This is a genomic window from Embleya sp. NBC_00896, assembly GCF_045207785.1.
Classification (GTDB): domain Bacteria; phylum Actinomycetota; class Actinomycetes; order Streptomycetales; family Streptomycetaceae; genus Embleya.
The window spans coordinates 4658116-4672037 of sequence record NZ_CP108776.1 but is presented as its reverse complement, the minus strand read 5'-3'; the positions used below and the strand labels follow the sequence as shown (position 1 = coordinate 4672037).

Annotated in this window: 14 protein-coding genes and 1 pseudogene; 8 read left to right on the top strand and 7 right to left on the bottom strand. The window is 73.8% G+C overall.

Annotated features, from left to right (window positions below; genetic code table 11):
* Positions 1–82: 82 nt before the first annotated feature.
* Positions 83–355 (bottom strand): WhiB family transcriptional regulator, encoded by a 273-nt coding sequence (locus OG928_RS21285; RefSeq protein ID WP_406286140.1) that lies wholly within the window; start codon positions 353–355, stop codon positions 83–85.
* A gap of 814 nt (positions 356–1169) precedes the next feature.
* Between OG928_RS21285 and OG928_RS21280 the strand changes: the two genes are divergently transcribed.
* Both OG928_RS21280 and OG928_RS21275 read left to right on the top strand, forming a co-directional pair.
* Complete coding sequence (locus tag OG928_RS21280) at positions 1170–1733, top strand: cysteine dioxygenase (protein ID WP_406286138.1); 564 nt, start codon at positions 1170–1172, stop codon at positions 1731–1733.
* Positions 1727–2128 (top strand): rhodanese-like domain-containing protein, encoded by a 402-nt coding sequence (locus OG928_RS21275; RefSeq protein WP_406286136.1) that lies wholly within the window; start codon positions 1727–1729, stop codon positions 2126–2128. Before OG928_RS21280 ends, OG928_RS21275 begins: the two co-directional genes overlap by 7 nt.
* Before the next feature lie 260 nt (positions 2129–2388).
* On the opposite strand, the pseudogene OG928_RS21270 reads toward OG928_RS21275, so the two are convergent.
* A pseudogene (locus OG928_RS21270) lies at positions 2389–3441 on the bottom strand (glycosyltransferase 87 family protein); the annotation flags it as partial.
* A gap of 113 nt (positions 3442–3554) precedes the next feature.
* On the opposite strand from OG928_RS21270, the gene OG928_RS21265 reads away from it, so the two are divergent.
* Entirely contained in the window at positions 3555–4721 is a 1167-nt protein-coding gene (locus OG928_RS21265) for a molybdopterin-dependent oxidoreductase (RefSeq protein WP_406286134.1), read from the top strand.
* Positions 4718–5272: a hypothetical protein gene (locus tag OG928_RS21260; RefSeq protein WP_406286131.1), complete on the top strand. Its 555-nt coding sequence runs from the start codon at positions 4718–4720 to the stop codon at positions 5270–5272. Before OG928_RS21265 ends, OG928_RS21260 begins: the two co-directional genes overlap by 4 nt.
* A gap of 33 nt (positions 5273–5305) precedes the next feature.
* Here OG928_RS21260 and OG928_RS21255 read toward each other — a convergent pair whose 3' ends face one another.
* Genes OG928_RS21255 through OG928_RS21245 form a run of 3 tightly spaced genes read right to left on the bottom strand, consistent with a single transcriptional unit; the run spans position 5306 to position 7241 of the window.
* Complete coding sequence (locus OG928_RS21255) at positions 5306–5944, bottom strand: methyltransferase domain-containing protein (RefSeq protein WP_406286129.1); 639 nt, start codon at positions 5942–5944, stop codon at positions 5306–5308.
* Entirely contained in the window at positions 5941–6561 is a 621-nt protein-coding gene (locus OG928_RS21250; RefSeq protein ID WP_406286127.1) for a DUF2064 domain-containing protein, read from the bottom strand. The genes OG928_RS21255 and OG928_RS21250 overlap by 4 nt, the downstream gene beginning before the upstream one ends.
* Positions 6558–7241: a glycosyltransferase family 2 protein gene (locus tag OG928_RS21245; protein ID WP_406286125.1), complete on the bottom strand. Its 684-nt coding sequence runs from the start codon at positions 7239–7241 to the stop codon at positions 6558–6560. The genes OG928_RS21250 and OG928_RS21245 overlap by 4 nt, the downstream gene beginning before the upstream one ends.
* A gap of 154 nt (positions 7242–7395) precedes the next feature.
* On the opposite strand from OG928_RS21245, the gene OG928_RS21240 reads away from it, so the two are divergent.
* Positions 7396–8088: a response regulator gene (locus OG928_RS21240; RefSeq protein WP_406286123.1), complete on the top strand. Its 693-nt coding sequence runs from the start codon at positions 7396–7398 to the stop codon at positions 8086–8088.
* The gene (locus OG928_RS21235) at positions 8085–9197 is read left to right on the top strand and encodes a sensor histidine kinase (protein WP_406291107.1); all 1113 of its coding nucleotides are present in this window, start codon (positions 8085–8087) and stop codon (positions 9195–9197) included. The genes OG928_RS21240 and OG928_RS21235 overlap by 4 nt, the downstream gene beginning before the upstream one ends.
* 53 nt (positions 9198–9250) lie before the next feature.
* On the opposite strand, the gene OG928_RS21230 is transcribed toward OG928_RS21235, so the two are convergent.
* Positions 9251–10273, bottom strand: coding sequence for an NAD-dependent epimerase/dehydratase family protein (locus tag OG928_RS21230; protein ID WP_406286121.1), 1023 nt, complete (start codon positions 10271–10273; stop codon positions 9251–9253).
* A 132-nt stretch (positions 10274–10405) separates the two neighbouring features.
* Between OG928_RS21230 and cofD the strand changes: the two genes are divergently transcribed.
* Entirely contained in the window at positions 10406–11368 is a 963-nt protein-coding gene (gene cofD / locus OG928_RS21225) for a 2-phospho-L-lactate transferase (protein WP_406286120.1), read from the top strand.
* A complete protein-coding gene (locus OG928_RS21220) occupies positions 11368–12702 on the top strand; it encodes a coenzyme F420-0:L-glutamate ligase (RefSeq protein ID WP_406286118.1) in 1335 nt (444 codons plus the stop codon). The genes cofD and OG928_RS21220 overlap by 1 nt, the downstream gene beginning before the upstream one ends.
* Before the next feature lie 269 nt (positions 12703–12971).
* Here the strand turns inward: OG928_RS21220 and OG928_RS21215 are convergent, their stop codons facing one another.
* Positions 12972–13901, bottom strand: coding sequence for a DNA-3-methyladenine glycosylase family protein (locus OG928_RS21215; protein ID WP_406286116.1), 930 nt, complete (start codon positions 13899–13901; stop codon positions 12972–12974).
* Positions 13902–13922: the final 21 nt, after the last annotated feature.

Below are 13922 nucleotides of genomic sequence, written 5' to 3'. Positions count from 1 at the left end.
ACGGCCAACACACTACGCGACGGGCACCCCGCACCCTCCCGGCTCGGGACATCGGTCCCGGTCGTCGGCTCGGGGCCGACGGTCAGACTGCGGCCTTCTTCAACCTGCGTCGCTCTCGCTCGGACAGCCCGCCCCAGATCCCGAAGCGCTCGTCGTTGGCCAGCGCGTATTCCAGGCACTCGTCGCGCACCTCGCACGCGAGGCAGACCTTCTTGGCCTCTCGCGTCGAGCCGCCCTTCTCGGGGAAGAAGGACTCGGGGTCGGTCTGCGCGCACAACGCGCGCTCCTGCCAACCGAGCTCCTCCTCCTCCTCACTCTCGCCGTCGGCGACCAGTAGCTGGAACAGCTCGCCCATCGCGTGCCTCCTCGACCCGTTTTACGTCCCCGTGATTAAGCCGTTACCGATAACGGTTCACGACATGTGTGAAATTACAAGCGCGTCGTTGCTGCGACGTCAAGCCGGGCTCTGCTATTAGAGCGGGGATTCACTCCCCGGGACCACAGCGATGCAGATTGACCACATAAATGGACAGATCCGGACAAGGAATGTGTCGCACGATCGCCTCGACGTTCCGGGCGGGGAGCGTACCGGCGGGCCCACGACACCATTCGATGCCAACCCGTGATGACCTTCGTATGGACTACGCGTCACACCATCCGGTCAGTTCCCGGGACGGGCCGGAAAAACGTGATGATGACCGAGGTCACACAAAAATCGGCCTCCCCGTGCCGTGTGGGCTTCAATCCCTTCCCGACATTCCTCACCCGAATCGGGCAGCGCTCGCCCGAATCGGGGGAGCGCTGCGCCACACGGTGACGGCGGCGAGTTGACAGGGCCACCCCCTAGACGGTGTCCTTTTCCCATGTCCGCGCGCTGCAGCCTCCTCCGGAGTCGTCCCGTCGACGTCCGACGGACGGCCGGCGCGCTGTGTCCGCCGTGCGACCACGCGTACAGCTGTTGTCCGAGCTGTACCGCCTGAGGACGCCTTTTCCGGTAGTCCTCCGCGTTAGCGGCGACATTTTTTCCCCCTTTGTGGACCAGTCGTGCGACACGGCTCGTCGTCCCTTCCGGGTTGTTGTCAGCCGCTCGCGTGTTCGCCTTTGATCCGCCGCGTTCGCCTGATCCGCCGCGCCAGAGATATAGCGCAGACATCCCGAAGGACTTCCCTATGTCCAGCGACATCACCGTCGCCGGCGACCCGCTCGCCGCCCCCGCCCGTCTCGCACTCCCCGTCGCTCCCCCCGTACGTCCCGCCGTCGCCCGGCTCGCGGCACTCGCCCGGCAGCATGCCGGCATCGTCGCCGGTGAACTCGACCAGGTGCGCTACGACCCGATCACCCGCTGGTACAAGCGGCTCGCCGCGACCGACGAGATGGAGGTCTGGCTGCTGAGCTGGCTGCCCGGGCAGGGCACCGGCCTGCACGACCACGGCGGCTCGTCCGGTGTGTTCACGGTCGTCTCCGGCGAACTGCACGAGCGCTCGCTCGTGGTCACCCCGCTGCGCCGGGCCGGTGCGCGCGAGCGGGTGCTCACCCCGGGTTCGACCCGCGTGTTCGGGCCGACCTACGTCCACGAGGTCACCAACATGGGCACCGAGCCCGCGATCAGCGTGCACGTGTACGCGCCGCGGCTGGCCGAGATGACGATGTACGACGGCAGCGAGGACATCGCGCGACCGAGCTTCGCGCCGCTGCGCCGGCTGGGCGTCGAGCGTTCGGGAGACCAGTGGTGAGCGCCGTCGACGAACTCCTCGACCGGGCCCGCGCCCGGCTCGCGCGGGTGACCCCCGAGCAGGCGCACGCGGCGTTCCACGACGGGGCGGTCCTGGTGGACACCCGTCCCGACTTCCAACGCGACGTCGACGGCGCGATCCCGGGGGCGCTGGTGATCGAGCGCAACCACCTGGAGTGGCGGCTGGACCCCGAGGGCGAGGCCCGGGTGCCCGAGGCGACCGGCTACGACCTGCGGGTGGTCGTGCTGTGCGACGAGGGCTACGCGTCGAGCCTCGCCGCGGCCGCGCTGCTCGACCTGGGGCTGTCCGACGCGACCGACCTGATCGGCGGCTTCCAGGCGTGGAAGGCGGCGGGCCTGCCGGTCGTGCCGTCGGCCGGACGCAGTCGACGGTAGAGCGCCGCGCCGAGCACGACGAGCAGGGCGGCGCCGTAGCCGACCTGGTGCACGGCGCGGGTCTGTTGCGCGGTGAGTTCCATCCCCCACGTGAGGTAGAGGGCGTAGCCGGCCGGACCCAGGGCCAGCCACTCCCACCGTGTGCCGTCCAACGCCACCAGCGCGACCACGAGCAGCGCGTACCAGGGGTAGGCCGGCGTCAGCACGAACAGCATGCCGCCGGTCGCCGTGAGGGCCCCGTGCCACGGCCGGTCGGGGTCGGCACGGTGGGCGACGACGAGGCCGAGGCCGATCAGGGCGACGACGGCCGCGTACGGGGTGAGGTCGGTCGGCAGGACGAGGCCGAGCAGACCGAAGCGCGCGCCGTCGTCGTACCGCTCCTCCTCGAGGTAGCCGGGGAGGTAGCCGAGCACGGCGTCGCCGGCCGCGAGCACGTGCGGGAGGTAGACCAGCGCGACGGTGAGCACGGCCGCGCCGATCAACCGCACCGGCGCGCGGCGGACGCCGCCGGCCAGCGACGCGGCGGGGAACATCTTGGTCGCGGCGGCGCCGCCGATCAGGACGCCGCCGAGGATCGGTCGGCGCGCGGCGATCGCGGCCAGGCCGAGCACCATCAGGAGTACGCCGAGCACGTCCACGTGCGCGTTGTTGCCGGCTTCGAGCGCGACCATCGGACACCACGCCCACAGCACCGCGTGCCGCGGATCGCGGCCGAAGCGGCGCAGCACGAGCAGCAGCGCGACGGTGACCGCGAACGCGAGCAGCGCGGCGCCCGCCTGGATCGGCTCGTGCCGGCCGCGGGGCGTCACGACGTGCACGAGCCAGTAGTACGCCTCGGCGACCGGCGGGTAGATGGTGTGCACGGCGGGCCGGTTGATCAGCGTGCACGAGCCGTCCGGCAGCGGGTGTTCGAACCACCCGGCGCACTCGCCGCCGGGGAACAGCCAGTCGTCGCGGAAGCCGGCCACCGCCGGGTCGCTCGGCGTGTACCGGTACGGCGAGACGCCGGCCGCCTGGACCCGGCCGTCGAAGACGTAGCGGTACGCGTCGTCGCTGGTTTGCGGCGCGGCGCCGGCGGCCAGGACCGGCAGCACCGCGGCGCCGGACAGGATCAGCACGACCGCGCGGCGCACCGGCAGTCGGAGCACGAGGTAGGCGCCGAGCGCGAACACCGCCCAGGCCGCGCCGTACACGGTGTACACGCCGAGGGTGCCGGGGCGCGACCACGGCCCGTGTACCGCGTAGCCGACGAGCGCGGCGAGGCCGAGCCCGGTCGCGACGGCCGTGATCGTGGTGGAGGTGCTGGAGGCCATGGGCCGAGTCTGTCGGCGGGCGATCCCATTTCCGGGCATCCCCGGCCGACCGTCAGCACTCCGTAAGGCGGTCAATGCGGGCCGGCCGAGGGTTTTCGGCGTTGGCTGGGGACATGAAGCTCGACATCCGCTTGCCGGACCCGCCCGCCGTGCTGCGACGTGGTCCGTTCCGGGCCGGCACGTTTCGCGGCGCACTGCACGAGCCGCGGACGGCCGTGGTGGTGGGCCGGTTGCTCGGCGCCGCCTTCCTGGTGTGTTTCCTGACCGGGCTGCTCAGTCACGTGATGCAGCATCAGCCGCAGTGGCTCGCGCTGCCGTCCCGTCCGGTGTGGGGGTACCGGGTCACCCAGGGGTTGCACGTGGCGGTCGGGATCGCCGCCGTGCCGCTGCTGCTGGTGAAGATGTGGGTGGTGTACCCGAGGCTGTTCGCGTGGCCGCCGGCCAAGTCGGTCGGGCACGCCCTTGAGCGGCTGTCGATCGGGGTCCTGGTCGCGGCGGGGATCTTCGAGCTCTCGACCGGGCTGTTCAACATCGTGCAGTGGTATCCGTGGCCGTTCTGGTTCGTGCCCGCGCACTACTGGCTCGGGTGGGTGGCGGCGGGCGCGGTGACGCTGCATGTCGCGGTGAAGCTGCCGTTGATCGTCGGGCACTGGAGGCGCTCGCGGGCCGCGGCGGCCGACCCGGACGGGCCGTCGCGGCGCGGGCTCCTGACCGTCGTGGGCGCGGGGGTGGGCGTGGTCACGCTGGCGACGGTGGGCCAGACGGTGACCCCGCTGGGGCGCGTTTCGGTGCTCGCGCCGCGGCGTGCGGACATCGGGCCGCAGGGGTTGCCGGTGAACAGGACGGCGTTCGGGGCGGGGGTGCTGGACGCGGTGCGCGATCCCGGCTGGCGGCTGGAGGTAATGGGGCCGCGGCCGTTCACGGCGACCCGCGAGGAACTGCTCGCGATGGCGCAGCACACGGTGACTCTGCCGATCACGTGCGTCGAGGGGTGGAGCGCGTCCGCCGATTGGTCGGGGGTGCGGATTCGCGACCTGATGGCCCGTGCCGGGGCGCCCGCGGGTGCCCACCTTCGGGTGTTCTCGCACGAGCGGTTCAGTCCGTACTCGGTGATGGACATGCCGGACGAGTACGCGCGCGACTCGCTGACGCTGCTGGCGTTGATGCTGCGCGGCGAACCGCTGGCCGAGGACCACGGGTATCCGGCGCGGATCATCGCGCCGAACCGGCCGGGCGTGCTGCAGACGAAGTGGGTCACCCGGATGGAGGTGCTGACGTGAGTACGCGGTTCGAGGGTTCCGCGGGCGCGGGGGAAGCGGGCGACGGGGAAGTGGTGGACGCGCTGGGCATGCCGCGTACGGGGCGTGTGGTGACGGCGGTTCGGGTGCTGCTCGGCGCGGCCGGGGTGGCCGGCATCGGGTGGGGCGTGGCCGGGGTCCTGGACGACCCGTTCCTCACCGACCGGGCGGGGCTCGGCAGGTGGCTGATCGGCGGACTGCTGCTGCACGACGCGGTGTTCGCGGTGCTGGTGTTCGCGGTCGGCGCGGCGGTGATGCGGGTCCGGCCGGGGCCGCCGATGTGGGTGCGGCGGACGCTGCTCGGCGGGCTGGCGGTCGGGGTGGTGGGGACGCTGATCGCGCTGCCGGCGCTGCTGCGGCCGCTGCCGACGCAGAATCCGTCGGTACTGCCGTTGGATTACGGGCGCGGGTTGGCGATCGTGTGGGCGGCGGTGGTGGTGGGGACGGCGGTGGCGATCGGGGTTCGGGCCTCCCGATCCGGCTGGGGCCGCCGACCCGGCCGGTCGCGGGGCGGGAGTTCGACGCCGGAGTGAGCGAGCGGCCCGAGACGGTGTCTCGGGCCGCTGTCAGTGGGCCTTGTGCAGGCTCGCGAAGGTCCGTGTGGAGCGGGTCCAGGTCTCGGTCACGGTGTAGCCGTGCGCGGAGGCCAGGCGGGTCAGCGCGGGGGTGCCGAGTCGGGCCCAGCGGAACGCGCCGCCGTGCGTGCCGCGGTCGTCCTCGACCCGGGCCGCGAAGCGCTCGTGCACGTCCTGCGGGTCGGTCTCGACCACGAGCAGGCCATCGGGGGCGAGCAGGGCGTGGGTGCGGTCGAGCAGTCGGCCCGGGTCGCCGCCGATCCCGATGTTGCCGTCGGCGAGCAGCGCGACGGCCCAGCGGCCCTCCCCCGGCAGCGGCGCGAAGACCGAGCGGCACAGCGCGGTCGCGCCGGCGGCGAGGGCGCGCGCGACGGCGGCCGGGACCGGGTCGACGCCGAGCGCGGTCAGCCCGCGCCGGGCGAGCGCCGCGGCGAGCCGGCCGGGTCCGCAGCCGATGTCGATCGTGGGGCCGGTACAGCGCGCGAGCATGGTGTCGTCGGCGGCGTCCGGCGCGGCGCACCAGCGGGCCAGGTCGAGCGGCCGCACCGGCTCGCCGTGCCGGCGCAGGTACAGCGGGCCACCGTCGCGCAGCGCGGCCGCGTAGGGGTCGGCCGCGCGGACCGGGGTCACGCGTACACCTCGCTGCCGAGCAGTGCGCGGGCCACGCCGGCGCAGTGCGTGGTGGGGATGGCCCGGGTGACGGCGGCCAGGTCCGCGGCGGTGTCGATGTCGGTCAGGGTCGGCAGGTCGCGCACGGTCAGGCCGGCCGCGACCAGCCTGGCCCGTTGTACGGCGCCGGTCTCGGGCCGCGACATCGGCACGCCGGGGAACAGCTTCGGGTCCGGCACCCGGAGCCCGATCGCCCAGAACCCGCCGTCGGTGGCGGGGCCGAACCACGCGTCGGCGGCGGACCAGTCCACGGTGAGCAGTTCGGGGGTGATCTGCGGGGTGTCCATGCCGACCAGCAGGGTCGGCCCGGTGCAGCCGGCGAACGCGGCGGCCAGGCGCAGGTCGAGGCCGCCGCCACATTGCGGCACCACCTCGAATCCGACGGGCAGCCACGGGCCCGGCTCGCCCGCGAGGACCAGGACGCGCCGGTCGGCGGGCGTCGCGAGCACGGCCGCGAGCGTGTCGGTCAGCGCGGCCTCGGCCACCGCGGCGGCCTGATCCGGTGTCAGCGGCGGGGTCAGCCTGGTCTTGACCCGGCCGGGGACGGGCGCCTTGGCGATCACCAGGAGGGTGTTCACGCGGGCCGCCCCGGACGGGTGAGGACCGCGCTCATGTCGCGGACGGCGGTGACCGTGCCGCGGAACGTCCCGGTCACCTTGGACCGGCCCGAGCGCGGCAGGTAGCGCACGTCCACCTCGGCGATCCGCCACCGCGCGTCGGCCGCGCGCACCACGGCCTCCAGCGGGTAGCCGGACCGTCGGTCGAGGATGCCGAGCGCGAGCAGGTCGGCGCGGCGTGCGGCGCGCATCGGGCCCAGGTCGTGCAGCCGGGCGCCGGTGCGTCCGCGCAGTCGGCGAGCCAGCACCGCGTTCGCGATCCGGGCGTGTGGCGGCCACGCGCCCAGGCGCTGCGGGCGGCGCCGGCCGAGCACGAGGTCGGCGGCGCCGGCGAGCACCGGGTCCGCGACCGACGGCAGTTCCCGCGGGTCCAGGGAGGCGTCGCAGTCGCAGAAGCACACGACGGGCGCGGTCGCGGCGAGCAGCCCGGCGTGGCAGGCGGCGCCGAAGCCGCGGCGCTCCTCGGTGACCACGGTGGCGCCGAGCGAGCGGGCGAGTTCGGCCGAGCCGTCGCGCGAGCCGTTGTCCACGACGATGGGGCGATATCCGGCCGGCATCCGGCCGAGCACCCACGGCAGTGCGCCGGCCTCGTCGAGGCATGGGAGCACGACGTCCACGGGGTGCGCTGAAGAGGCGTCCATGGCGCTCACGCTAGGGACGCCGAAGCCGCGTACCCAGGCTTGACGTGCTTACGGAGTGCTGACGTCGCGACAATACGGCCGAGTGGGTTACGGGGGCCTTACGGATCGGGATCGAGCCGGAATCGTCCCCCTTCGCGCACCTACACTCGCCGGCATGAAGGTGCTCGTCGTCGACGACGACCCGACCGTGGCCGAAGTCGTCGTGGGCTATCTCGAACGCGCGGGGTTCACGACCGCGCACGCCGCCGACGGCCCGACCGCGCTCGCCATGGCGTTCGCCCAGATGCCCGATCTGGTGGTGCTCGACCTGATGCTGCCGGGCATGGACGGCCTGGACGTGTGCCGGCGGCTGCGCGAGCGCGGCCCTGTACCGGTGGTGATGCTGACCGCGCTCGGCGACGAGGCCGATCGGGTGCTGGGCCTGGAGGTCGGCGCCGACGACTACGTCACGAAGCCGTTCAGCCCGCGCGAACTGGTGCTGCGCGTGCGGTCCGTGCTGCGCCGGGTGGCGGGTCCGCCGCCGAGCGCGGCGCCCGTGGTGTTGCGGCACGCGGACATCGAGATCGACGTCGCGGCGCACCGGGTGCTCCGGGCGGGCCGTGAGTTGGCGCTCACCGCGCGCGAGTTCGACCTGCTGTGTTTCTTCCTCGGCAGTCCGGGGCGGGCCTTCTCGCGCGACGAGTTGATGCGGCGGGTGTGGGGCTGGGAGTTCGGCGACCAGTCGACGGTGACCGTGCACGTGCGGCGCCTGCGGGAGAAGATCGAGGACGACCCGGCCGCGCCCCGGCTGCTGGTGACCGTGTGGGGCGTGGGATATCGGCTGGAGGTCGAACCCGGATGCCCCTGAAGGACTTCGCGCTGATCTGTCTGATCGCGGCGGGCTGCGGCCTCGGCGTCACGCTGCTCGGCGTCCTGGGTCTGCGCGCGCTGCGCAACCGCTCGCTCTCGGTCGCGCTCGCCGCGATGTCGGTCGTGACGATAGCCGGCATGGCCGCCGGCACGGTCGGGGTCTCGCAGGCGATGTTGTTGTCGTCGCACGACCTGACGGTGGTGATGGTCGTGTGCGCGGTGTCGGCGGTGCTCGCCGTCGGGGTCGCGATGCTCCTGGGCCGCCCGGTGGTCGCCGACGTGCGCGAGTTGCGGGGCACCGCGCGGGCGCTGGGCGGCGGCTCGCCGGCCCACCCGAACCGGGTCTCGGCGGTGGTCGAACTCGCGGAACTGGGGCGGGAGTTGGAGCGGGCCGGGGTACAGCTGGCCGAGTCTCGCGAGCGCGAACGCGCCGTCGAGCACGCGCGGCGCGAGCTGATCGCGTGGATCTCGCACGACCTGCGCACGCCGCTCGCGGGCCTGCGGGCGATGGCGGAGGCGCTGGAGGACGGCCTGCCGGAGGACCCCGCGCGCTATCACCGCCGGATCAGGACCGAGGTGGACCGGCTCAGCGGCATGGTCGACGACCTGTTCGAGCTGTCCCGAATCCAGGCCGGCGCCCTCAAGCTGAGTCTCGCCCGGGTGTCGCTGTACGACCTGGTCGCGGACGCGATGGCCGGCACCGAGGAACTGGCCAGGTCGTGCTCGGTCCGGCTCGCGGGCGAGGGCATCGTCGCGGTACCGGTACGGGTCGACGGACGGGAGATGTCCCGGGCGATCACGAACCTGCTGGTCAACGCGATCCGGCATACGCCGTCCGACGGAACGGTCGCGGTGGGGGTGTGTGAGGGCGCGGACGAGGTCGTGGTGTCGGTGACGGACGCGTGCGGCGGAATCCCGGAGGAGGACCTGGCCCGGGTCTTCGACACGGGCTGGCGCGGAACCCACGCCCGGACACCGTCGCCGGGCGGGGGCGCGGGGTTGGGGCTGGCGATCGTCCGGGGGATCGTGGAGGCCCATTCGGGACGGGTGGCGGTGGCCAATACGGGGGGCGGGTGTCGGTTCGAGGTGCGGTTGCCGCTGGGGTGAGGGGCCCGCCCCGGCCCCGCCGCCGCCCCCATGCCCGGGCCCGTCCGGGCGATCTACAACGCCTCCACCACCCCCTCCGCGAACTCCCCCATGCCCTCGGTGAATCCGACCTCCGCCCGCCAGCCCAGTTCCTCGGTCAGTCGGGCCGCCGACGCCGTGATGTGCCGGACGTCGCCCAGGCGGTACTCGCCGGTGACGATCGGCTTCGGGCCGCCGTACGCCCGCGACAGGGCCGTGGCCATCTCGCCCACCGTGTGAGGGGTGCCGGTGGCGACGTTGTACGCGCGCAGGCCCACGCCCTCGCGGGCGAGTGCGGTCAGGTTGGCCGCGGCCACGTCGTGGACGTGGATGAAGTCGCGGCGTTGGCCGCCGTCCTCGAAGACCCTCGGGGCCTGCCCCGCCCGCAGCATCGAACGGAAGATCGCGGCCACACCCGCGTACGGCGTGTCCAGCGGCATTCGCGGGCCGTACACGTTGTGGTAGCGCAGCGCGGTGGCCACTCCGCCGGTGGCGCGGGCCCAGGCGCCGGCCAGGTGCTCCTGGGCGAGCTTGGTCGCGGCGTACACGTTGCGCGGGTCGGGGGCGGCCTCCTCGGTGATGCGGCCGGGTGTCACGTCCCGCCCGCAGCGCGGACAGGGGGGCTCGAACCGGCCCGCCGCCAGTGCCTCGACCGGCCGCGGCCCGGGGACGACCTCGCCGTGCTCGGCGCAGTGGGCCGACCCCTCGCCGTACACGACCATCGAGCTCGCGAGCACCAACCGGCCGATCCCGGCCCGGCCCATCGCCGCGAGCAGCACCGCCGTGCCCAGGTCGTTGCGGCCGACGTAGTCCGGCGCGTCGTCGAGGTCGAGGCCGAGCCCGACCTTGGCGGCCTGATGGCACACCGCGTCCATGCCGGCCAACGCCCGGGCGACCGCCGCCGCGTCGCGGACGTCCCCCTCCACCGCTTCCACGTCCGCTTCCACGCCCTCGACCGGCACGAGGTCGAGCACGCGCACCTCGTGCCCCGCCGCCGCCAGGCGTTCCACGACGTGTGATCCGATGAACCCGGCTCCGCCGGTGACCAGGATTCTCATGGCGACGACGCTAGGGCCGGGCCCGGCGGAAACCACCCCGCGCCGTCCCGACGTCACCCGTTCGTAAGACCTGACGGGTCGTCGGCAACCTCCGGACCGGCCTCGGTCCGGGCGGCCTGCGAGACTGAACCCATGCGCATCGTTGTACTTGCCGGCGGCATCGGCGGGGCCCGGTTCTTGCGGGGTCTCAAGGCTGCCGTTCCGGAAGCGGAGATCACTGTCGTCGGCAACACCGGGGACGACATCCACCTGTTCGGGCTCAAGGTGTGCCCGGACCTCGACACCGTCATGTACACGCTCGGCGACGGCATCAACGAGGAGCAGGGCTGGGGCCGCCGGGACGAATCGTGGAGCGTTCGCGAGGAGATGGCCGCGTACGGGGTCGAACCCACCTGGTTCGGGCTCGGCGACCGGGACTACGCGACCCACATCGTGCGGACCCAGATGCTCGCCGCCGGCTACCCGCTGTCGGCCGTCACCGAGGCGCTGTGCGCGCGATGGCGGCCCGGCGTACGGCTCGTCCCGATGAGCGACGACCGCGTGGAGACCCACGTGGTGATCGACGATCCCGACAAGCCCGGGTCGCGCAAGGCGATCCACTTCCAGGAGTACTGGGTGCGGCTGCGCGCCGCGCCGACCGCGCACGCGATCGTGCCGGTCGGGATCGAGACCGCCAAGCCCGCGCCCGGCGTGCTCGAGGCGATCGCCGAGGCCGACCTGATCCTGTTCCCGCCGTCGAATCCGGTGGTGAGCATCGGCACGATCCTGGGCGTGCCCGGCATTCGCGAGGCGCTCGTCGCGGCCGAGGCGCCGGTGATCGGGCTGTCCCCGATCGTCGGCGGCGCGCCCGTGCGCGGGATGGCCGACCGGGTCCTGGAGGCGGTCGGCGTGCGGACCAGCGCCTCCGCCGTCGCCCAGCACTACGGCCCCGGCCTGCTGGACGGCTGGCTCGTGGACACCGCGGACGAGGCGTCGGTCGCCGAGGTCGAGGCGGCCGGCATCCGCTGCCGGGCGATCCCGCTGATGATGACCGACGTCGAGGCGACCGCGGAGATGGCCCGCGCCGCGCTCGCGCTCGCGGACGGGGTGCGTTGATGGCCGGCCCGCCCCGCGGCTATTCGGTGCTCGGGGTCGCGGGGATCCCCGAGGTCGGCGAGGGCGCCGACCTGGCCGCGCTGATCGCGGCCGCGGCGGCCGGCCCGGACGGGCCGGGCCTGGTCGACGGCGACGTGCTGGTGGTCACCTCGAAGATCCTCAGCAAGGCCGAGGGCCGCCTGCTCCGCGGCGTGGACCGCGAGAAGGTGATCGACGCGGAGGCCGTGCGCGTGGTCGCGCGCCGCGGGCGCACCCGGATCGTGCAGACCCGGCACGGCTTCGTGATGGCCGCCGCCGGCGTCGACGCGTCCAACACCGAGCCCGGCACGCTGCTGTTGCTCCCGGAGGACTCGGACGCGTCCGCGAGGTGGCTGCGCGCGGCGCTGTCCGAGCGCTTCGGCGTCCGGGTGGGCGTGGTCGTGTCGGACACGTTCGGGCGACCGTGGCGGACCGGCGTCACCGACGTCGCGATCGGCGTCGCGGGGCTCGACGCGGTGGACGACCACCGCGGCCGGACCGACACGCACGGCAACGAACTCGCGGTCACGATAACCGCGGTGGTCGACGAACTCGCGGCCGCCGCCGAGCTGGTCAAGGGCAAGGCGGGCGCGGTCCCGGTCGCGATCGTGCGCGGACTCGCGCACCTGGTGACCGAGGCGGACGGCGCCGGCGTACGCCCGCTGGTGCGCGGCGCCGAGGACGACATGTTCCGGCTCGGCACCACCGAGGCGATCGGCGAGGGGGCCCGGACCGCGATCACAGCGCGTCGGACGGTTCGCGCGTTCACCGACGAGCCCGTCGAGGGCGACGCGGTACGCCGCGCGGTGGCCGCCGCGATCACCGCGCCGGCCCCGCACCACACCGTGCCGTGGCGATTCGTGCTGATGGAGAGCGCGCCGGCGCGGATCGCGTTGCTCGACGCGATGCGCGACGCGTGGATCGCGGACCTGCGGGCCGATGGGATGACCGAGGAGCAGGTCGCCCGTCGGACCCGGCGCGGCGACGTGCTGCGCGACGCGCCGTACCTGGTGGTGCCGTGCCTGGTCACCGAGGGCGCGCACAGCTATCCCGACGCCGAGCGCGCCGGCGCCGAGCGCGAGATGTTCACCGTCGCGGCGGGCGCCGCCGTACAGAACCTGCTGATCGCGCTGACCGCGGAGGGCCTGGGGTCCGCGTGGGTGTCGTCGACGATGTTCTGTCGTGACGTCGTGCGCGCGGCGCTCGCGCTGCCGGCCGGGTGGGACCCGATGGGCGCGGTCGCGGTGGGCCGGCCCGCCGAAGCGCCTCGGGATCGCCCGGAGCGCTCGGCGGACGACGTGATCGTGGTGCGCTGACCGGACCGAACACGCGAACGGGCGGGGTCCGCCGTCGATCCCGGCGGCGGACCCCGCCCGTTTTCCGGTACGGGCCCGTCTCCTGTGCCGCTGCCGGCCCGGACTCGGCGGACTCACACCGCTCTCGACGCTGCCTCGGGAGATCCTTGACGCTACATCGGGAGGCGATGCCCGGCCGACGTCCGGGGGCTTGTTCGCACCTCGTCGGGAACCCGTTCCCGTGACGCATGAATGGCTGCCCGACACCTGCCGGGACAAACGACGCCGGCTCAGAAACCCTGTCCCGCGAGGTGCCTGCGGGGCGCGTAGCGCGGCGCGCGGCGCGGCACCTTCACCCCCGACATCCGGATGAGCAGCGCGGCCCGATGCCGGTTTCCGGCGTAGCACGCGAGCAGTTCGAGCATCCCGGCGTCGTCGACCGCGTGCCCCGCGAGCGCGAAGCCGATGGTCTTGGGCAGGTGCAGGTCGCCCACCGACAACGCGTCCGGATCGCCGTGCGAGCGCTGCATGGTCTCGGCCGCCGTCCACACGCCGATCCCGGGCACCACGCGCAACAGGCGTGCCGCCTCGGCGTGTTCGACGCCGGTGGTGGCCTCCAACCGGCCGGCGACCCGGGTGGCCTCCATCACGGTGCGCGAGCGGCGCCCGTCCACGCCGGCGCGGGCCCAGTCCCAGGAGGGGATCAGCGCCCACGTGCGCGCGTCGGGCACCACACGGAGCCCGGCCGGCGCGGGCCCGGGCGGGGCCTCGCCGTACTTGCCGAGCAGCAGCCGAAAGGCCCGGCGGGCCTCGATCGTGGTGACCTTCTGCTCCAGGATCGAGGGCACGAGCGCGGCCAGGACCAGCGCGGTACGTGGTATCCGCAGGCCCGCGAACCGGCGCTGGGCGTCCCGGACGATCGGATGCCGGGCGGTGAAGGCGTCCGGGTCGTCGCCGGCGCCGAGCAGCGCGGGCACCGCGTCCAGCTGCCATTCGGCGCCCGGTCCCCACGCGCTCGCCTCGATCTCGCCGGTCGCGGGGCGGTCGATCAGCCGCAGCGTGCACGGCCCGGCGGGGGTGCGCGACGTGCGCCACACCGACCCGTCGGAGCCCGCGTGATAGGTCGGGTCGCTGTGCCCGCGGCGCAGTTGGCCGGCGGTGAGTCGGAGGTCCAGCGCGAACCCGGGCCGCCACACGCGATGGCGGGCACTCGTGTCCAACGGGGTCTCCTCGCGATCCGA